General features: G+C 72.3%; 17 protein-coding genes. 10 read left to right on the top strand and 7 right to left on the bottom strand.

The window, feature by feature from the left end:
- Positions 1-20: 20 nt before the first annotated feature.
- From AB0A61_RS33890 to AB0A61_RS33880, 3 genes are read right to left on the bottom strand one after another with little or no spacing between them, the layout of a single operon-like run.
- Positions 21-674: an ATP-binding cassette domain-containing protein gene (locus tag AB0A61_RS33890; protein WP_361301084.1), complete on the bottom strand. Its 654-nt coding sequence runs from the start codon at positions 672-674 to the stop codon at positions 21-23.
- Positions 671-4,117: an ATP-binding cassette domain-containing protein gene (locus AB0A61_RS33885; RefSeq protein WP_361301199.1), complete on the bottom strand. Its 3,447-nt coding sequence runs from the start codon at positions 4,115-4,117 to the stop codon at positions 671-673. The genes AB0A61_RS33890 and AB0A61_RS33885 overlap by 4 nt, the downstream gene beginning before the upstream one ends.
- 2 nt (positions 4,118-4,119) lie before the next feature.
- Positions 4,120-4,608, bottom strand: coding sequence for a hypothetical protein (locus tag AB0A61_RS33880; protein WP_361301081.1), 489 nt, complete (start codon positions 4,606-4,608; stop codon positions 4,120-4,122).
- A 153-nt stretch (positions 4,609-4,761) separates the two neighbouring features.
- On the opposite strand from AB0A61_RS33880, the gene AB0A61_RS33875 reads away from it, so the two are divergent.
- The 3 genes from AB0A61_RS33875 to AB0A61_RS33865 all read left to right on the top strand — a co-directional run bounded on the left by AB0A61_RS33875 (position 4,762) and on the right by AB0A61_RS33865 (position 7,810).
- A complete protein-coding gene (locus tag AB0A61_RS33875; protein ID WP_361301078.1) occupies positions 4,762-5,346 on the top strand; it encodes a hypothetical protein in 585 nt (194 codons plus the stop codon).
- The gene (locus tag AB0A61_RS33870) at positions 5,315-6,613 is read left to right on the top strand and encodes an ABC transporter substrate-binding protein (protein ID WP_361301075.1); all 1,299 of its coding nucleotides are present in this window, start codon (positions 5,315-5,317) and stop codon (positions 6,611-6,613) included. The genes AB0A61_RS33875 and AB0A61_RS33870 overlap by 32 nt, the downstream gene beginning before the upstream one ends.
- A gap of 159 nt (positions 6,614-6,772) precedes the next feature.
- Entirely contained in the window at positions 6,773-7,810 is a 1,038-nt protein-coding gene (locus tag AB0A61_RS33865) for a YafY family protein (RefSeq protein ID WP_361301072.1), read from the top strand.
- On the opposite strand, the gene ctaD is transcribed toward AB0A61_RS33865, so the two are convergent.
- Positions 7,692-9,383, bottom strand: a complete 1,692-nt coding sequence (gene ctaD / locus AB0A61_RS33860; RefSeq protein ID WP_361301069.1) for a cytochrome c oxidase subunit I — start codon at positions 9,381-9,383, stop codon at positions 7,692-7,694. The two genes, AB0A61_RS33865 and ctaD, sit on opposite strands and share 119 nt — an antisense overlap.
- A gap of 434 nt (positions 9,384-9,817) precedes the next feature.
- Between ctaD and AB0A61_RS33855 the strand changes: the two genes are divergently transcribed.
- Positions 9,818-10,033, top strand: coding sequence for an I78 family peptidase inhibitor (locus tag AB0A61_RS33855; RefSeq protein WP_361301066.1), 216 nt, complete (start codon positions 9,818-9,820; stop codon positions 10,031-10,033).
- 152 nt (positions 10,034-10,185) lie between these two features.
- Here AB0A61_RS33855 and AB0A61_RS33850 read toward each other — a convergent pair whose 3' ends face one another.
- Both AB0A61_RS33850 and AB0A61_RS33845 read right to left on the bottom strand, forming a co-directional pair.
- On the bottom strand, positions 10,186-11,193 hold the full coding sequence (locus AB0A61_RS33850; protein WP_361301063.1) for a phosphatase PAP2 family protein: 1,008 nt from the start codon (positions 11,191-11,193) through the stop codon (positions 10,186-10,188).
- A 237-nt stretch (positions 11,194-11,430) separates the two neighbouring features.
- Positions 11,431-12,621 (bottom strand): hypothetical protein, encoded by a 1,191-nt coding sequence (locus tag AB0A61_RS33845; protein WP_361301060.1) that lies wholly within the window; start codon positions 12,619-12,621, stop codon positions 11,431-11,433.
- Between the two features lie 316 nt (positions 12,622-12,937).
- Between AB0A61_RS33845 and AB0A61_RS33840 the strand changes: the two genes are divergently transcribed.
- Positions 12,938-14,539, top strand: a complete 1,602-nt coding sequence (locus AB0A61_RS33840; protein WP_361301057.1) for an MFS transporter — start codon at positions 12,938-12,940, stop codon at positions 14,537-14,539.
- A 152-nt stretch (positions 14,540-14,691) separates the two neighbouring features.
- The gene (locus AB0A61_RS33835; RefSeq protein WP_361301054.1) at positions 14,692-15,882 is read left to right on the top strand and encodes an acyl-CoA dehydrogenase family protein; all 1,191 of its coding nucleotides are present in this window, start codon (positions 14,692-14,694) and stop codon (positions 15,880-15,882) included.
- 45 nt (positions 15,883-15,927) lie between these two features.
- Here AB0A61_RS33835 and AB0A61_RS33830 read toward each other — a convergent pair whose 3' ends face one another.
- Positions 15,928-16,365, bottom strand: coding sequence for a cell division protein SepF (locus tag AB0A61_RS33830; protein ID WP_361301051.1), 438 nt, complete (start codon positions 16,363-16,365; stop codon positions 15,928-15,930).
- Positions 16,366-16,655: 290 nt separating this feature from the next.
- On the opposite strand from AB0A61_RS33830, the gene AB0A61_RS33825 reads away from it, so the two are divergent.
- The 4 genes from AB0A61_RS33825 to AB0A61_RS33810 form a co-directional block, all read left to right on the top strand.
- Positions 16,656-17,885, top strand: coding sequence for a DUF5685 family protein (locus AB0A61_RS33825; protein ID WP_361301048.1), 1,230 nt, complete (start codon positions 16,656-16,658; stop codon positions 17,883-17,885).
- A gap of 304 nt (positions 17,886-18,189) precedes the next feature.
- A complete protein-coding gene (locus AB0A61_RS33820; protein ID WP_361301045.1) occupies positions 18,190-18,525 on the top strand; it encodes a hypothetical protein in 336 nt (111 codons plus the stop codon).
- Positions 18,526-18,770: 245 nt separating this feature from the next.
- A complete protein-coding gene (locus AB0A61_RS33815) occupies positions 18,771-19,676 on the top strand; it encodes a S1 family peptidase (RefSeq protein WP_361301042.1) in 906 nt (301 codons plus the stop codon).
- Positions 19,677-19,872: 196 nt separating this feature from the next.
- Positions 19,873-20,127: SPFH domain-containing protein (locus tag AB0A61_RS33810; RefSeq protein WP_361301196.1), on the top strand; the 255-nt coding region annotated here is incomplete at its 3' end.

Genomic DNA, 20,127 nt, shown 5'->3' with positions numbered 1-20,127 from the left:
CCCGAGGCCGCCGGCGGTCCTCAGACCGGCCCGGACCGGCGCTCCAGTTCGCCCGGCTCACCGGCGAACACCACCTGACCTCGGCGCAGTTCGTAGACCACGGCCGGGCGGCCGCGCAGCGCGGGCGGCGGGCGCTGTTCGGCGAGCACCACGCACGCGTGCAGGGCGGCCAGCAGGTCGTAGGTGCGGGCCGCGACCGAGGGCGACATGCCCTGCGCCGCATCGTCGACGAGCACGACACGCGCGTGGGTCGACAGGGCACGCGACAGGGCCAGCATGCGCTGCTCGCCGCCGGACAGGGTGCCGGCCCGGCGGGGCAGCAGCGGGCGCAGCTGCGGGTAGGCGTCCAGGGCGGCTTCGGGGTCGGACGCGCCCAGTTCCAGGTTCTCGCGCACGGTGAGGGATCCGAACACGGCCTGCCGTTCGGGCACCAGGCACAGGCCACGCCCGGCCCGCCGGTCCGCGGGCACACGGGTGACGTCGACGCCGTCCCAGACCACGGCGCCGCCGGACAGGGCCACCGTTCCCGCCAGGGCGCGCAGGGCCGTCGTACGGCCGGAGCCGTTGCGGCCGAGCAGTAACGTGAGCCCCGGGCCGGGCGCGGCGAGGGTCACTCCGTGCAGGGCCTCCACCGGGCCGTAGCGCACCCGCGCGTGGCGCAGCGAGATCGTCACGGGGCGGCCTCCCGGGCACCGAGGGAGTCGGAGCCCTCGAAGCCGTCGAAGCCGTCGAAGCCGTCGAAGTGGTCGAGGCCGTCGAAACCGTCGAGGACGCGGCCGGGCGGACCGGAGGCCACGATGCGGCCCGCGGCCATGACGTGGACGACGTCGGCGAGACCGGCGACCAGATCGAGGTCGTGCTCGACGACGAGCAGGGCGGTGCCGTCGGCGGCGAGCGCCCTCAGCACCCGGGTCAGCGCGGTGACCTCGGCGGTGTCCAGCCCGGCGGCGGGCTCGTCGAGCAGCAGTACACGCGGGCGGCCGGCCACGGCGCGGGCCAGTTCGACGCGGCGCAGGGTGCCGGTGGGCAGCCCGGCGGCGGGCAGCGCCCGCACCGGCCCGTCCAGCCCGAACAGCCGCAGCACGCGCTCCACGGCCTCCGGGTCGGCGACCCGCGCCTGTTCGGCACCCACGCGTACGTTGTCCGTCACGGTCAACGACGGGAAGACGGCGAGCTGCTGGAAGGTCCGCGCCATGCCGAGCCGCGTCCGCCGGTGCGCCGGCAGCCGCGTGACGTCCCGCCCACCCAGGACCACCCGCCCCCGGTCGGGCCGCAGCGTCCCGGCGAGACAGTGGAACAGGGTGCTCTTCCCGGCCCCGTTGGGCCCGACGACCGCGGTCACGCTCCTGGCGGGCAGGGCCAGATCGACCCCGTCGAGAGCGGTGAAGGCGCCGTACCGCGCCCCCAGCCGACGGGCGGCCAGCACGGGCGCGGCGACGCCGACACGCGTCCCCGCCATCACACCGGGCGCCTCGGGCCGGCGCGCGGGGCCGACCGTCCCCGAACCGCCCGGCTCCGAGACGCCGCCGATCACCGGGCTCGCCCCTTCGCCCGTGCAGGGTCCGGCCCCCGAGTGACCGGTTGCCTCCGGTTGTCCGACCGCTTCCGACCGCCCGGCGGTCTGCGGCCGTCCGGCCGCCTTCGACCGCTCGGCCGCGCCGCTCTCCGGCCCTCCGGGGGCCTTGGAACGGTGGGCTTCGGTTGTCTCCGAGCGACGGACTGCCTGCGGTTGTTCGACCGCGTCCGGCTGCCGGGCCGCCTTCGGCCGGCCGGCCGCGACCGCCTCCGAGTGAGCGATTGCCTCCGGCGGTCCGGCCACTTCCGGCGGTCCGGCCACTTCCGGCGGTCCGGCCACTTCCGGCGGTCCGGCCGCCTTCTGCGGTCCGGCCACCTCTGGCCGTGCGGCCACGTCCGGCCGTCCGGCTGCCTTCGGCCGCTCGCCGACGACCGCCTCCGACTGTCCGACGGCCTTTGACCGTTCGGCTGTCTCCGGCCGTGCGGCCGCCTTCGGCCGCTCGTCGACGACCGCCTCCGACTGTCCGACGGCCTTTGACCGTTCGGCTGTCTCCGGCCGTTCGGCCTCGACCGCCTCCAACCGACCGCCCGCCTTCGACCAGCCGGGCCGGGCCCGGTCTCCCCGCAGGGCAGCCGTGGTCGTCACGGTCGCCGCGGTTGCCCGGCTCGCCGCCCGCGTCGCACTGCCCGCCGCCCGCGTCGCACGCACCGCCGCTGTTCGCGGCTGCCCGAGCCTGGCTCGTACCCGTACCCCCAGTGGCGTGAGCCGTGTCCCCCGTATCGGGCGCAGCCGGGAGGCAGACCGGTGCAGTGCCTCGTACGGGCCTGCGGGAAGGCGGCCGACCAGTACCGCCAGCACCCCGATCAGGGCCGCCGCCACCCCACCGCGCGCGCCCGCGTCGAGGCCCACCAGGAGGGCCGCAGCGGCCAGGGCGCCCAGCGTGCTGTCCGCGCCCAGGACCACGACCGCGGCGAACCACAGCAGCCCGCGCACCGGGTCGAACGCGCCGGGGTCGAAGGCCCGTACGCCCATGCCGAGCATGCCGCCGCCGAGCGCGGCCAGCGCCGCACCCGACACGAAGGCCAGCAGTTTGAGCGACGGCACCTGAACGCCCGCCGCCGACGCGCCGCCCTCGTGGTCCCGCATCGCGGCCAGGGCCCGGCCGGTACGGCCCCGGCGCAGCGCTCGGGTGGCGAGCAGCGCGGCGGCCAACAGGGCCAGCTCCAGGACGTAGTACGCACGGTCGCCGTCGAAGCCTGCCGGGCGGCCCAGCGACAGCCCGGCCGTGACGTACGGCTGGGCGAAGACGAAACGGCTCACCCCCACCCCCACCGCGAACGTCGCCAGCGCCAGCGCGAGGCCCCGGCGGTTGATCGCGGGCCATCCGGTCAGCAGCCCCAGGGGAGCCACCAGCACCACGGCCACCACGAGCGCCGCCAGTTCCGGCAGGCGGGGCACCCCCGGGAGGCGGCCCGCCGCGAGCAGCGCCGTGAACAGGGCACCCAGGCCCGCGTACGCCGCCTGCCCCAGCGAGATCTGACCGCCGCGCCCGGTGACCACCACCAGCGACAGCAGCACCACTCCCAACGCGGGTACCTGGACCGACGTGTGCAGGTCCGAGCCCGCGAAGCCCAGCGGCAGCAGGAACAGCACGACGGCGACGATCCACGCGCCGGGCGGGGTCGGCACCCGCGCGGTCGCCGTGCGGAGCGGCACCTCCCGCGCACTGGTGCCCGGCAGCACGTCCCGGGCGCCGGCACCCGGCAGCACCAGGGCCGTCACCAGCAGCGCCACCACGAAGAGATTCGCGCCGACCGCCCGCAGCAACGGCTCACCCCAGCCCGGCGGGTGCAGCCGGGTCAGCTGGCTCTGCGCGATCCCGATGCCGAGCGCCACCAACACCGCGGTCGGCAGGCTGCGCATCCGCGCGGCCACCGCCACCGCCACCACCTCCACCACGAGCAACGGCAGCCCGTACGGGTCCAGCCGAACGGACGGCGCCAGCAGCACGCCCGTCAGCCCGGCCGTGAACGAACCGAACGCCCAGCCCGCCGCGGCCACCCGGTCCGCGTCGATCCCGCTCAGCACGGCGAGTTGCCGGTCGTCGACGACGGCACGCAGCTCGCGGCCGAAGCGCGTGCCCCGTGTCACCGCCCCCACCCCCGCCGCCAGTACCAGGGCCACCGCCAACTGCCCCCACGGGTCCGCCGGCACCACGTTCGGGGCGTCGTCCCGTGCGCCCTGCCCCCACATCAGCGCGGCCCCGCCCACCAGCAGCACGAACACCCCGATGGAGGCGACCAGCGTCTGCGCCGGATCGCCGCCCAGGACCGCCAACGGCCGGAAGACGAACCGCTCCAGGACCGCACCGACGGCCGGCGCCAGGAAGACGAGCGTCACCACGGCGCCGAGCCACGGCGGCCAGCCCCACCCGACCACGCACTGCCGCAGCACATAGGCGCACACCATCGCGATCGCGCCGTGCGCGAAGTTGAGCACGCCGGTGGTGCGGTACGTCACCACCAGGCCGACTCCGGTGAGCGCGGCGGCGCTGCCCACGGAGAGCCCCGCGAGCGTGAGGTCGTACGTCAGCGAGGACATCGTCAGCCGGCCGGGAACGTGTCGGTGCCGTCCGGCTCGCAGATCGGGCACGGGCCGAGCTCACCGCCCGCCAGGAGCCGGCCGTCCACCGCCACCGCGTCCGGCTTGCCCGCGACCAGCGGACAGTCCGCGCGGTGGTACAGCGTGCCGTCCGGCACCATCGACAGCTCCCCGCTGACCGCGATGGGCGCGATCGGCGCCCGCCTCGGCTCGCCGGTGTCCGCGGGACCGGCGGCCACGAGCAGGCCGTACAACTCCTCGACCCGCGCCGCGGCGAGCGCGTTGCGTCCGTGCGTGAGCAGCACCGACCCGGCGACGATCAGCGCGGCACCCGGGAGCGTGCACGAGGCCAGGTAGGGGAGTTGACGCTCGGCGTACCGTTCGCCGGAGATGCCGTACCAGCCGATGACGCACAGCACGGCGCCGGTGGCGAGCGCGGCCCAGCCGGCCCAGAGGACGGGGTGCACGGTCCGCAGTCGGGCTGTCCGCATCGCTGGCTCCCGAACGTCGTGTGTCCGGCTGTGTGCGGCCGGCTCTGCCTGACTCTGTCCAAGTACGCCGATGGCTTGCACTATGCCTTCTGGAAGCCGACCCTGAAAGCTCCGGGCACGCAGGGCCCGGACGGACACCCGGTGGTGAGCCACATGGTTCTCGGGAGCGACCGCAGGCGGGACCCCGCACGACGGGGCAATGGCCCGGCGGCGGTTCGACGCACGGCACTGGCGGCCACCCTGGCCGTCGTCCTCGTCCCGGCCCTCACGGGCTGCAGCGACAAGAGCGGCGGCGGCAGCGACAGCACACCCCCGACTCCCACCGTGGAGCGGACGACGACCGTGCCGGCGAGCCCGGCCGCGACCGGACCCGCCGATCCCGCGGCGGCCACGAACGAGATCAAGCGGAACTGGCAGAGGTTCTTCGACCCGGCCATCTCCACCAAGGACAAACAGGCCGTCCTGGAGAACGGCGACGCGATGGCCCCGGTGCTGCGCGCCTTCGGCGGCGACCAGCGCGGCGGGCAGGTGCAAGCCCACGTCACCAAGGTCGAGTTCAGCTCGCCGACCGACGCCGACGTGACCTACACCCTGACGCTGAAGGGCGCCACCGCCCTGCCCGACGCCAAGGGGACGGCCGTGGCACAGAACGGCACGTGGAAGGTCTCCGACAAGACCCTGTGCGCCCTGGTCCAGCTGAGCGGCAATGCCTCCGCGTCGGCTCTGCCGGGCTGCTGAGACCGCTGCCGCGGTGCTGCTGCTCCTCACGGGCACGGCCTGCGGCAGCCGGCTGCCGGAGCGCGACTTCGGGCCCGGCACCCGCACGCCCGTGTCCGCGCAGACGGGCGGCGCGCCGATCCCGGTGGGCATCATCACCAGCGCCACGAGCCCCGTCGGCGGCAACACCTTCACCGGCCCCAGGGACGGTGCCCGGGCGTACTTCGACCGTCTCAACACGCGCGGGGGCGTCGACGGCCGCCGGGTCGAGGTGCACCTGTGTGACGACGGCGGCAGCGGCGTGGGCAACAACGAGTGCGTGCACAAACTCGTCGACGACGACAAGGTCGTCGCCCTGGTGGCCACCACCGCCCTCGACTACTCGGGCGCCTCGCGCGTGTCCCACGCGCGCGTGCCCGACATCGGCGGCCAGCCCATCGGGGCCGCCTACGACACCTGGCCGCACCTGTACGGCATCTACGGCAGCCTCGCACCACGCGACGGCACACCGGGATGGGGCGGCACCCTGTACGGCGGGACGGAGGTCTACCGCTACTTCAAGCGCGAGCTCGGCGCCCGTACGGCCGCGGTCGTGTCGTACAACCAGGCCGCTTCCGCCGCCTACGCCCGGCTCGTCGAGCGCGGCCTGAAGACCGAGGGCTACAAGGTCGTGACCGAACAGGTCGACTTCGCGCTGCCCAACTTCCGTGCGGCAGCGGCCGACTTGAAGCAGCAGGGCGCCGACCTGGTCTTCGACGCCCTCGACACCCACGGCAACGCCCAGTTGTGCACGGCACTGGACGAGGTCGGCGCCACGATCACCGCCAAGGTCACCAACGTGCAGAACTGGACCTCCACCGTCCGCGACGACTACAAGGACTCCCCGAACTGCCGCAACGCCCTGTGGGCGACCGGAGCGAGCCGCAACTACGAGGACACGTCCGACACGGCGGTACGGGAGTTCCGGGACGCCACCGCCGGGCTCGGCACGCACTCCCAGTGGCAGCTCGAGGGCTGGGCGGCCGCCCTGTGGTTCACCGACGCGGCGAGGTCGTGCGCGAGTACGGGCATCACGCGCCCGTGCGTGGACGGCTTCATGAACCGCAGCCGGAACTACACCGCCGACGGCCTGCTGCTCCCGGTGGAGTTCGAGCGGCTGCCGGCGCCGCCGAAGACCCGCAGGGCGTGTCTGTCGGTTGCCCGGTGGCAGGACGCCAGGGGCTGGGTGTCCCAGGGGGACATGAACAGCACCTGCTTCGACGTGCCGCAGCTGCCGTACACGCCCTGACGCCCCCGCACATGCCCTGACCGCCCCCGCACATGCCCTGACGCCGCCATGCATGCCCTTGAAGCCGCCCCGCACGCCCTGAAGGCCGGGCAAGCGATGCCGGGCTCCCGAACCGGTCGCGGACACCACCTGTCCGCAATGCCTGGCAGACTCGGACCCATGCTGGAGACCTCGGCACGACTGCTGCGCCTGCTCTCACTGCTCCAGGCCCACCGCGAGTGGTCCGGCGCCGAGCTGGCCGACCGGCTCGGTGTCACCCCGCGCACGGTGCGCCGGGACGTGGACCGACTGCGTGAGCTCGGCTACCCGGTCAACGCCAGCCCCGGCACCGGCGGCGGCTACCAGCTGGGCGCGGGCGCCGAGCTTCCCCCGCTGCTCCTGGACGACGACGAGGCGGTCGCCGTCGCCGTCGGGCTGCGCACCGCCGCCGGGCAGGGCATCGAGGGCATCGGCGAGAGCTCCGTACGGGCCCTGGCGAAGCTGGAGCAGGTGCTGCCCGGCCGGCTGCGCCGCCGGGTGAGCGCCCTGAACGCCTTCACCGTGCCGATGCTGCGCGGGCCGCAGCCCTCCGCCGTCGACCCGGCCGTCCTGGTGGAGCTCGCCCACCTGTGCCGGGACACCGAGCGGCTGCGCTTCGAGTACCGCGGCCACGACGGCGCCACCACCCGCCGCAGCGTCGAACCGCACCGCCTGGTGTGCACCGAGCGCCGCTGGTACCTGGTCGCCTGGGACCTCGACCGCGACGACTGGCGTACATTCCGCGTCGACCGCATCACCCCGAAGCCGCCCCACGGACCGCGCTTCACGCCGCGCACCCCGCCCGCCGACGACCTGGCCGCGTTCGTGTCGCAGGGTGTGTCCACGCGCGCGTACGCCTCGCACGCCGCCGTCCGGCTGCTGGTGCCGCTGGCCGAGGCCACCCAGCGGGTCTCGCCCTCGGCCGGGACGCTGGAGGCCGATGGGCCGGACGCCTGCATCCTGCGCACGGGCGCCCCGAGCCTGGACCTGATGGTCGTGCACGTGATGATGATGGGCTTCGAGTTCGAGGTGCTGGAGCCCGCCGAGCTGACCGAGGCGATCAGGTGGGCTCGTGACCGGCTTGATGCCGCTTTGGCTCGGGCTGAGGAACCTGCTCGGCGTATTCCGGGTGGTGCAGGTCGAACGCCGGGGACTCCGAGCGGATCCGGGGCAGCGTGACGAAGTTGTGCCGGGGCGGCGGGCACGAGGTCGCCCACTCCAGGGACCGGCCGTAGCCCCAGGGGTCGTCGACGTCGACCTTCGGGGCGTACCTGGCGGTCTTCCACACGTTGTACAGGAACGGCAGCGTCGACAGACCGAGCAGGAACGCGCCGATCGACGAGACGGTGTTGAGGGCGGTGAAGCCGTCCGTGGCGAGATAGTCGGCGTACCGGCGGGGCATGCCCTCGGCGCCCAGCCAGTGCTGCACCAGGAAGGTGGTGTGGAAGCCCACGAACAGCGTCCAGAAGTGGATCTTGCCGAGGCGCTCGTCGAGCATCTTGCCGGTGAACTTCGGCCACCAGAAGTAGAAGCCGGCGAAGGTCGCGAAGACCACGGTGCCGAAGACGACGTAGTGGAAGTGCGCCACCACGAAGTACGAGTCCGTGACGTGGAAGTCCATCGGCGGCGACGCCAGGATCACCCCGGTCAGGCCACCGAACAGGAAGGACACCAGGAAGCCCGTCGACCACAGCATCGGCGTCTCGAAGGACAGCGAGCCCTTGAGCATCGTGCCGGTCCAGTTGAAGAACTTCACGCCGGTCGGGACCGCGATGAGGAAGCTCATGAAGGAGAAGAACGGCAGCAGCACCGAGCCGGTGGCGAACATGTGGTGCGCCCACACCACCACCGACAGTCCGGTGATCGCCATCGTCGCGCCGACCAGCGTCAGATAGCCGAAGATCGGCTTTCTGGCGAACGCGGGAATGATCTCCGTGATGATCCCGAAGAACGGCAGCGCGATGATGTATACCTCGGGATGGCCGAAGAACCAGAACAGGTGCTGCCACAGCAACGCACCGCCGTTGGCCGCCTCGAAGACCTGCGCGCCCAAGCGCCGGTCCGCCTCCAGCACCAGCAGCGCGGCCGCCAGCACCGGGAACGCCATCAGGATCAGGATCGACGTGAACAGCGTGTTCCAGGTGAAGATCGGCATCCGGAACATCGTCATGCCCGGGGCGCGCATCCCGACGATGGTGGTGATGAAGTTGACCGCGCCGAGGATCGTCCCGAACCCGGCCAGGGCCAGCCCCATGATCCACAGGTCGGGGCCGAGACCGGGGGAGTGCACCGAGTCGTTGAGCGGCGCGTAGGCGAACCAGCCGAAGGCTGCGGGCCCACCGGTCACCACCAGGGAGCCGAGCACGATCAGGCCACCGAACAGGAACAGCCAGTACGACAGCATGTTCAGCCGGGGGAAGGCAACGTCCGGGGCGCCGATCTGCAGCGGCATCAGCTCGTTGGCGAAGCCGGCGAAGCTCGGCGTCGCGAACAGCAGCAGCATGATCGTGCCGTGCAGGGTGAACAGCTGGTTGAACTGGTTGTTGGTCATGAGCTGCAGCCCGGGCCGGGCGAGTTCGGCCCGCATCAGCAGCGCCATGATCCCGCCGGCCAGGAAGAAGCCGAACGACGTGATCAGGTAGAGGTGGCCGATCTTCTTGTGGTCGGTGGTGGTCAGCCAGTCGACGACCAGGCGGCCGGGCCGCCTGCCCCGTACGGCTCGCACCGCCGCCGGTACGGTCTGGGTCCCCATCGCTCGCTCGCCCCTTCGCTCGTCGCGCCCGGGTCCGCCGCGGTCCGCGTCACACGGTCCGCGGACTCACCATCATGCGCACGCTGTCGCGTGCTCCGACAGTGGGCGTCGGGGGTCCTGTGGTGGAACAGTGAAATGTCTATGCCGTGTCAGCCGGCGCGACCCCGTGCGGATTCGTTAATGGAATGAGGCCCGGACGGTCCCGGACAGCTTCTCCCGGGCACTTTCCGCCGTGCTTTTCCGGGCACCGCCCCGACACGCGGGAATTACGTTCGAATGCCTGCGGAAGAGGGACGGAACCGCCCGTACGTGTGACGGAGATCGACCGGTACGCGGGGGCGAGGCTGTGACAGAAGTGTGACAGGAGGGGTCGGCGTGACTGCCGGTGCCCGGCGGGCTTCCCCGGTCGGCAGGCCAGGGCCTAGCGTGGCGGCATGGCACCGATTCCGACTCCGCCAGCGGAGCCCCAGGACAGTCCCGACGGGTACGTCGGCCTCGCGGCCGAGCGGGCCGAACGGCTCGCACACGAGCGGGGCTGGTCGACGGTGCGGTCGCTGCCGCCGGGCGCGATCATCACCATGGAGTACCGGGCCGGACGGCTGAACTTCGAGGTCAGGGACGGCCGGGTGGCACGCGCCTGGAAGGGGTGAGGCGCCGCCCGCATGGTGAAGGCCCCGGTTCCTGGACCAGGAACCGGGGCCTTCACCATGCGGAGTGGGGGTGCGTACCGGCTCCGCCGTCCGTTGTCGGCCGCCCCGAGACAGGCTCGCCTGCAACCGGCTTGCCTACGGCCCGCTGCCGGTCAGGAGCGGGCCGCCGAGGTCGTGCCGCGCGGGGTGCGGTCCGAGTGCGGTGGCCGACGGCTGCCGACCGGGGTGACCGGAGTGCGCTCCGAACGGGCCGTGTGCGGGCCCGGTGCGAGGTAGACCGGCGCCCGGGGCGACCGGCCCGCGCCGACCGTCTCGCGGGCCGCCGGGGCCTCCTCCGAGGCGGGGCGCGGCTTGAGCACCGCCGGCGCACCGACGGGCACGGGGACCGGCGCGGTGCGGCCGCGGCGGGCGCGCCGGCGGTCGCGCAGGTCGAAGAGGGCGACCTCGGCCCTGGCGATCAGCGACTCGAACCACGGCAGCGCCAGCAGGATCAGCAGCCCCGCGGCCCAGCCCAGCAGCACGTCGCTCAGCCAGTGCGTACCCAGGTAGACGGTGGTGAGGCCGACGCCGAGCGAGGTCACCGCGGACAGCGCCGAAAGCCAGCGCCGCGCTCGTGGGGTGGAGGCCAGATAGGCCAGGATCCCCCAGGTCACCACGGCGTTGGCGGTGTGGCCGCTGGGGAATATATCGCCGCCCAGGCCCATCTCGTTGGCGCCGATGACGGTCGCGTAGTGCGGTCCGAGACGTCCCATGCCGAGCTTCGCGGCGCCGACCGTGATGTTCAGCAGCAGCAGTGACGCGGCCAGGGTGAGCAGCGGGCGCAGCGTGTGCTGCCGCCACGAGCGCCAGCCCAGCCACGCGGCGACCATCACGGCGGTGGGGCCGCGCTGGCCCAGCACGACGTAGTAGTCGAGGAACGCGTGGATCTGCGGCCACTGCTGGTACGGGCGGAAGAACATGACCTGCCAGTCGAGCCGGACCAGCCAGGAGGTGGTCACCACGGCCCAGACGATGGACAGGTAGAAGGCCAGGGTCGCCGAGAACAGCACGACCCGGTGCCGGCTCATCCGCGGCACGTCGATGTGCGCCGGCCGTTGCGGCTCACGGTCCAGCCTGGCGAACACCCGGTCCAGGCGGGTGAGGGTTCGTTCGGTACGCACCTAATCGACGTTACAGCGAGTGAGCTCAGTTCCCTGACGAATCACGTGGTTTGTGATGACGATGTGATGTGGGATTGCTCTCAGCCGGGTCTTTAATTCGACGGATTCCGCAATGCGCCGCGCCCCGCTGGTGTCATTTCTTTTGATCATTTCAAGAGTTCGTTTTGAGCCGCTTATGAATTCGGTAACCGAACGATCGGATGGAATTTCCCACGTGCTCGTCGGGGAGGGAACCGGTCACGGTGGCCCGGAGCCGTTCAGCCAGAACGCCCCGTAGACCGCGCCGGCCACCGCCGCACCGCCCAGGACCAGCGCCGATCCGGACGTACGCAGCCTGGCCAGGGCCAGAGCGAGGGGCAGCAGCAGCGGGAAGGCGGGCAACAGCAGGCGCGGTTTCGAGCCGAAGTAGCTCGAGGCGCACAGGGCGAGCGCGGTGACCAGGCCCGAGTACACCAGCAGGGGAAGCGGCTGGCGCTGCCGTACGCCGGTGACGTACAGCCGGATGACCAGGGCCACACCGATGATCAGCCCGAGCCCCGCCAGGGCCGACGGAAACGACGTGAACTTGCCGGCCACGAAGCGGGCGAAGGCGTATCCGCCGTCGAAGCCGTTGCGCCAGCCCGCCTGGACGTCGAGATAGCCGAGCGGGCCCCGGCCGGTGCGGTGCCCCACCCACAGGACGTACCCGGCGGCGCCGAGGGGGGCGAGCAGCATGCCGAGGGCACGGCGGACATCCGCCGTGGGGGCGTGCGCGGCGGCGGGCGCGCCGTCCGCAGGCGTCGCGCTCCGGCTTCGCACGAACGAGGCGATGGCCGCCGCCCACACCGCCGCGACGACGGCGAGGCCCACCGGCCGGGTCAGCCCCGCCAGCAGCGCCAGGGTGCCGGCGGTCACCCAGCGGTCGGTCAGGACCGCGTAGAGCGACCAGGCGGCGAGCGCCGTGAACAGCGACTCGCTGTACGCCATCGACTGCACGATCCCGACCGGCAGCACCGCCCACAGCAGCACCGCGCAGATGCCGGCCCGGCCGCCGTACAGATGATCCGCGACCGCGAAGATCCCCCAGGCCGCGGCGAGGGAGGCGAGCAGGGCGACCACGAAACCGGCGTCGGCGTACGACAGCGGGACGACAGCTGCCAACAGCCGCTCCAGCCAGGGCAGCAGCGGGAAGAAGGCGAGGTCGGAGTGCACGTCCCCGTTGGGCAGGCGCACCTCGTAGCCGTATCCGGGTCCGGCGACCCGGGCGTACCAGAGCGAGTCCCAGCGCGCGGTCAGCAGGGTGTACGCGCTCTTCCCGCGCGCGGCACTCCACGCGGCCAGGACGATCAGGCCCAGGGCGCGGACGGCCGCGTACCCGAGGAGCGCCGGGGCGGCCCGGCGCGGGGCCCCGGGGCGGGCCGCTGCCACGTGGGTGTCAAGATCGGTCACGGGCTCGATTATCGGCCGCCCGGGGAACCGGAGGCTCCGCCGGGGCGACGGGTGTCCACCGCTCAAGGCGAAGCGTCCCCCGCTCGAGCGGAGCCGAGACCGGGACAAACCGAGGGGGGAGTGGCGTACGCCACACGGGTTCGGCGCGGAGTCTGAGAGCTGCACCACGTGATACCGGAGCGGACTCGCGTACGCTGGCGAGTCACTCGTATGTCGTTGCGCGGGCCGGAGACCACCGCTCCTCTCCGGCCGAGCCGCGGGGAGTCCCCACCCCGCGGGCCCGCCGAACACGAGGGTTCATCTGGGAGGTACGTACATGTCCGGGACGACGACGGCCGCCACCGCGCTGCGCCGTCGGGCGGCCGGGGCCGGTGCCAACCGGTGGGTCGTCCTCGTGGTCCTCTGCGTCAGCCTGCTGCTGGTCGCCGTGGACGCGACCGTACTGCACGTCGCGGTGCCCGCCGTCACCGAGGACCTCAAGCCCGGCGCCATCGAACTGCTCTGGATCGTCGACACCTACCCGCTGGTCTGCGCCTCGCTGCTGATCCTGTTCGGCACACTCGGCGACCGGGTGGGCCGCAGGCGGATCCTGCTGCTCGGCTACGCCCTGTTCGGCGTCGCCTCGGCCGTGGCGGCCTTCGCCCACAACCCGCAGATGCTGATCCTCGCGCGGGCGCTGCTCGGCGTCGGCGGCGCCATGATCATGCCGGCGACGCTGTCCATCCTGCGGCAGGTCTTCCCGGACCGGCGCGAGCGGGCGCTGGCGATCGGGATCTGGAGCGCGGTGGCCGCGGTGGGCGCGGCCGTCGGGCCGCTGCTCGGCGGCTTCCTCCTGGAGCACTTCTGGTGGGGCTCGGTCTTCCTGGTCAACATCCCGCTGATGTTGGTCAGCCTGCCGGTGGGCCGGCTGCTGCTGCCCGAGTCGACGGGCGGGCGCAACGGCCCCTGGGACGTGGTCGGCGCGCTCATGGCGGCGGCCGGGCTGTTCTCGTCGGTGCTGGGCGTGAAGCGGCTCGGCGCCGGAGAGGACCCGCTGGGCGTGTTCACCCTGGTGCCGCTGGTGCTGGGCGCGGCGCTGCTGTTCTTCTTCGTCCGCAGGCAGGGACGCCGCCGGCATCCGCTGGTCGACCTCCGGATGTTCGCGCGGCCGGCGTTCAGCACGTCCGTCGGGTGCATCGTGCTGGCCATGCTGGCGCTGGTCGGTCTTGAGCTGATCGCGGCGCAGTACCTGCAGCTGGTGCTGGGGCTGTCTCCCCTGCAGACCGGTCTGCGGCTGCTGCCGCTGACGTTCGCGGCGATGGCGGCGGGGCTGGCCGGGGCGCGGATGCTGCGGCGGTTCGGGCCGCGCCGGATGGTGTGCTTCGGGTTCTGCCTGACGGCGGCCGCGGTGGTCGTGCTGACCGCGATGGGCGGGGAGGCCGACACCAGGCTGCTGCTGTCCGGTTTCGTGCTGCTGGGCTTCGGTCTGGAGACCACACTGTTCGGCGCCTACGAGTCCATGCTCAGCGAGGCACCACCGGCGCAGGCGGGCGGTGCCGCGGCGATCGGGGAGACCTCGTACCAACTCGGCGCGGGCATCGGGATCGCGCTGCTGGGCAGCGTGATGAACGCGGCGTACGCGCCCGGGCTGGCCCAGGTGCCGGGGGTGCCGGCGGCGGCCTCCGGGGCCGCGTCCCACTCGCTGGGGGAGGCCTACGGGGTGGCCGCGCAGCTCGGCGGGTCCGCCGGTGTCGCCCTGCGGCGAGCGGCTCAGGACTCGTTCGTGCACGGGCTGCATGTGACGTTGCTGGTGAGTGCGGGGCTGTTGCTGCTGGGGGCGGTGATGGCCCTGCGGCTGCCGCGGGTGATGCACTGTGAGGAGGCGGCCGTGGGGCTGCCTGCTCAGCGGGAGGTCGAAAGGCCCCGCGTCTCGGCGTAATGCGCTGTGCCCGCCCAGCCACGCACCACCGGTGAGAGCCGTTCGGCAGGGGGGCACGGAGACGGGCTGGACGCGCGGGACACCGCGTCGTAACGTCGGGCCGGAGCCGCGTGACTAGCGGTGCTAGTTTTCAGTTTCCCGGAGGGTGCCCCATGTCCGCGTCCACGAAGCTGCCGCCATTCGACCCCGCGGACCCGCTCGGGCTCGACGACCTGCTGGACCCGGAAGACCTGGCCATCCGCGACACCGTACGGAACTGGGCCACCGACCGCGTCCTCCCGCACATCGCCGAGTGGTACGAGAACGGTGAACTGCCCGCCATCCGCGAGCTCGCCCGCGAACTCGGGACGCTCGGCGCGCTCGGCATGTCCCTCACCGGATACGGCTGCGCCGGCGCCACCGCCGTCCAGTACGGGCTCGCCTGCCTGGAACTGGAGGCCGCCGACTCCGGAATCCGGTCCCTGGTCTCCGTGCAGGGCTCCCTCGCCATGTACGCCATCCACCGGTTCGGCAGTGAGGCGCAGAAACAGCGGTGGCTGCCTCGCATGGCCGCCGGTGAGGTGATCGGCTGCTTCGGCCTCACCGAGCCCGACCACGGCTCCGACCCCGCCGCCATGCGCACCTACGCCAAGCGGGACGGCTCCGACTGGGTGCTGAGCGGCCGCAAGATGTGGATCACCAACGGCTCCGTCGCCGGTGTCGCCGTCGTCTGGGCGCAGACCGACGACGGCATCCGGGGATTCGTCGTCCCGACCGACGCCCCCGGCTTCTCCGCCCCGGAGATCAAGCACAAGTGGTCCCTGCGGGCCAGCGTCACCAGCGAACTCGTGATGGACGAGGTACGGCTGCCCGCCGAGGCCGTGCTGCCCGAGGTCGTCGGACTGCGCGGACCGCTCAGCTGTCTGTCCCACGCCCGCTACGGGATCGTCTGGGGCGCCATGGGTGCGGCCCGGTCCTGCTTCGAGGCGGCCGTCGAGTACGCGAAGTCGCGCGAGCAGTTCGGCAGGCCCATCGGCGGCTTCCAGCTCACCCAGGCCAAGCTCGCCGACATGGCGGTCGAACTGCACAAGGGGATCCTGCTCGCCCACCACCTTGGGCGCCGCATGGACGCCGGCCGGCTGCGTCCCGAGCAGGTCAGCTTCGGCAAGCTCAACAACGTGCGAGAGGCGATCGAGATCTGCCGTACGGCACGGACCATTCTGGGCGCCAACGGGATCTCCCTGGAGTACCCCGTGATGCGGCACGCCACGAACCTCGAGTCGGTGCTGACCTACGAGGGCACCGTCGAGATGCACCAGCTGGTGCTGGGCAAGGCGCTCACCGGTCTCGACGCCTTCCGGTGAGGGCCGAAGGAACTGCGGCGGGCGGGGCCGGTGCGCGGCCCCGCCTCAGCTCTGGTTGAAGAACCCGTCCGAACGGTGCCCCTGCGCCTCCCCGCTGATGATCTCGGTGTCGGCGGGGGACAGCAGGAACACCCGGTTGGACACCCGGTCGATGGAGCCGCGCAGCCCGAAGACGAGCCCGGCCGCGAAGTCGACCACGCGCTTGGCGTCGGACGCCTCCATCGCCGTGAGGTTCACGATGACGGGCACACCTTCCCGGAACAGCTCACCGATGGCACGCGCGTCCCGGAAACTGTCCGGGGTCACCGTGCCGATCCGGCGGCCCTTCTCCTCGGCCGTGTCCGACGCCACCTTCACCCGGGGGTCCGTGACCCAGGCGTCCGCGGGCTCGGTGCCCTCGGAGTAGTCGTCGTCGTAGTAGCGCTCGTCATCGTTGTCGTCGACGAGGCCGAGCCACGCACTCGCCTTGCGTACCGATCCCATGGACGCCTCCTCTCACAGCGGTCCTTCTTGCTTTCCGCATCCCTATGGTCATCCATGATGCGGACGGCGCGCCAAGTGGATAGACGCCGCGCGGGGGGTTTGTGACGGTACTGGTGCACAGCGAATCCGTCGAGAGCCCGTGTGCCCCAAGGGCCGTGTCCCATGCGACTGCTGACTGTGAGTGAAATATGATTGTTCCCGGCGTCCGGGTGACGAGCGGTGCGTACGGGTGAACGAAGGGGCCGTTACGATGCGGCAGCTCAACGTCGTACGCACCACGGGGGATCTTCGTGTTCGGAATAGTGAGGCCCTGTCGCCATCGGCTCGGTGAACGCCTCGGGGCCCAGTGGATGGCCCACTTGTGCGGGCTGTGCCTCGCGCTGCGCGGCGACCACGGGCAGTTCGCGCGTGTCGTGACGAACTACGACGCGCTTCTGCTCTCGGTCCTGACGGAGGCTCAGCTTCCTGATCAGGGCGGCAGGGACGGCGGCCGGCGACGTACGGCCGGGCCCTGTCCGTTGCGCGGTATGCGCACCGCGTCCGTCGCACAGGGTGAGGGCGCACGGCTCGCGGCGGCCGTCTCCCTGGTGCTCGCCTCGGCCAAGGTGCGCGACCACGCGGCCGACGGGGACGGGTTGCTGGCCCGACGCCCGGTGGCGCTCGCCGCACGCCGCGTCGCCGTGAGTTGGGGGCGCGCGGGAGCCCGCACCGGAGCCGACGTCGGATTCGACACCGCCGTCCTCGTCGATGCCGTGGAGCGGCAGCTCGGCCTCGAGGCGCTGGCCGGGCCCGGAAGCCCGGTCCTTTCGGTCACCGAGCCGACCGAGACCGCCACCGCCGCCGCCTTCGCCCACACGGCGGTCCTCGCCGGACGGCCGGGCAACGCCGAACCGCTGGCCGAGGCCGGGCGCCTGTTCGGGCGGCTGGCACACCTGCTGGACGCCGTGGAGGACCGGGAGGCGGACGCCGCGTCAGGTGCCTGGAACCCGCTCACGGCCACCGGCACGTCCCTGGCGGAGGCGCGGCGACTGGCCGACGACGCGGTGCACGGCATCCGCCTGGCCCTCCGGGAGGTCAGGTTCACGGACGGCCGCCTGGCACACCTGTTGCTCGCGCACGAACTGGGGCGCTCGGTGGAGCGAGCCTTCGGCACCTCCTGCGGACACGCCCCCGAGGGGGCCTTCGGACCGCCGCAGGGCCCTTACGCCCCGGGCGGCCCGACGGCCCCGCACCACGCCAACGGCCCGTACCCCAACGGCGATCCCCTGGGCGGCAATCCCTTCGGCGGCGAGCCCCCGCGGCCCGGCGGGCGCGGCTTCTGGGCCGGGTGCGCGACCGCCGTCGGGCTGTGCTGCACCTGCAAGCTGTGCTGCGCCGACGAGTTCGAGGGCCCGTGGTCGCGGAAGAAGCGCGAGAGCTGGTGCCATGACTGCGACTGTGACTGCGACTGCTCGTGTTGCGAGGCGTGCCAGTGCTGCGAGTGCTGCGAGTGCCTTTCGTGTTGCGACTGCGGGCTGTGACGGGCTCCTTGCGCCCACCGCGGCACTGCCGGGCTCTGGTTCTTCAGTTCGGGTGGTGAAACCCGGGACTCGCTGATCACCGAGCCGTCTCCGGACGGCGAAGGGGGCCTCGAGAGCCGTGAGGGGAGGCGCGAACACGCTCGCCGCACGGCCGTCCGGTCGTCATCCTGGCGGGGGATTCGGAGGATGGCCGGGAATCTGAACGAGCTCGTACGGCGGGACGCCGCCGACGCGCTTCGTCCTCCTGCCGCATCCGCTCACACCTCGGTTTGGCTGGCCGCCCCGGCATGGAAGGGTTGATCACATGACGGACGCATCCGACCGGTGGAAGCGGTGGCACGTGGGTCGCACCGAGACGGTGCCGGCGCCCCACGGGCCGCGCGCGCTGACGGGCAGGTACTGGCTGGAGGAGTATCCGGACGGTCAAATCCCGGACGTCCCCGGGGTCTGGACGGCCGATGGCCACGCGGTCGTGCCCGAGCCGCGCCGGTCGGCGCCGGGGCACTTCACCCCGTACCGGGAGAGCCGCACCGTGCGCGTGCCGAACGCGGACGGACGTGAGCGCGGCCTCGGGCTCGACGGGGAGCCCGGCAACATCCTGAGCCTGGCCATACCGGCGGGGGAGCGCACGCTGCTCTGAGACGGGGATTTCTCGCCGTTGACAGAGCGTCAAACCATCTTGACCGCACACAGTCCACTTAGTTCGCACACAGTCGCACGGCCGAAAGGCGCCCTTGCGCCTACCAGCCGTGCGGCCGAATACTCCCCCCACAGCGCTTGTCAGGGTCACGGCGTATCCGGAATCCGGTCACATTGCCCCCTGGCTGCGCCTCACGGGCCCCGACCCCACGCGGGCCCCCGACTTCCTTTGTGGAGGAACGAAAAGTGAGGATCAAGCGCATCACCCCGCGCAGCGGAATCGCGAGACGGACCCGGCTGATCGCCGTCGCCTCCGGTCTCGTGGCCGCTGCCGCGTTCGCGGTCCCCAGCGCGAACGCGTCCGACACGACGCCCTTCAGTGCCGCTCAGCTCACCAAGGCGAGCGACTCCGTGCTCAAGGCCGATGTCCCGGGCACCGCCTGGGTGGTCGACAGCAAGAGCAACCGTGTCGTCGTCACGGCCGACAGCCGGGTCTCCCAGGCCCAGATCAACAGGATCAAGAAGCAGGCCGGGTCCATTGCGGGTGCCCTGACCATCAAGCACACTGCGGGCCGGTTCAACAAGCTGATCTCCGGCGGCGACGCCATCTATGCGAGTAGCTGGCGCTGCTCGCTGGGCTTCAACGTCCAGGACTCCAGCGGCAACTACTACTTCCTGACCGCCGGTCACTGCACCGACGGCGCGGGCACCTGGTGGTCGAACTCGTTGCACTCGACCACGCTCGGCACCACCGCCGGCTCCTCCTTCCCCGGCAACGACTACGGCATCGTGCGCTACACCAACAGCTCGGTGACCAAGTCGGGCACCGTGGGCAGTGTGGACATCACCAGTGCGGCCACGCCCTCCGTCGGCACCACCGTCTACCGTCGCGGCTCCACGACCGGCATCCACAGCGGCCGCGTGACCGCGCTCAACGCGACGGTCAACTACGGCGGCGGCGACATCGTGTACGGCCTCATCCAGACCACGGTCTGCGCCGAGCCCGGCGACTCCGGCGGCCCGCTCTACTCCAACAGCGGCATCGCCTACGGCCTGACCTCCGGCGGCAGCGGTGACTGCACCTCCGGCGGTACGACCTTCTTCCAGCCGGTCACCGAGGCGCTGAGCGCCTACGGGGTCCACGTCTACTGACGTGCCGCCCCTGCCGGCCGTCCGCACGGACCGACCTGCAGCAGGGAGCCCCCGCACACAACTGGTGTGCGGGGGCTCGCCCTTGTGCGGCGGCGGAGCTACCTTCGAAAGAACCATGAGGACGTACCCGGGACGCCCCCGGAACACACCCTGAGCAGTCCTGGTGCGCCCGCGCCGGATTCTGCTGGGGGCCGTGATGGTCGAGGAGCTGGTGGCGGCGGGAGTGTCCCTCGCGTGCGCCGGAACGGTGTACGCGATGGCGGCCGCGCGGGTGGTCAGGCAGTACGAGCGGGGCGTGGTGTTCCGCCTGGGCAGACTCCGGCCCCAGGTGCGCGAACCGGGGCTGGCGGTGATCGTTCCGTTCGTGGACCGGCTGCACAAGGTGAACATGCAGATCGTCACGCTGCCGATCCCTGCCCAGGAGGGCATCACCCGGGACAACGTGACCGTG

The sequence above is a fragment of the Streptomyces sp. NPDC046197 genome, from assembly GCF_040646295.1.
GTDB lineage: Bacteria > Actinomycetota > Actinomycetes > Streptomycetales > Streptomycetaceae > Streptomyces.
This window is presented reverse-complemented; position numbering and strand designations above follow the sequence as displayed.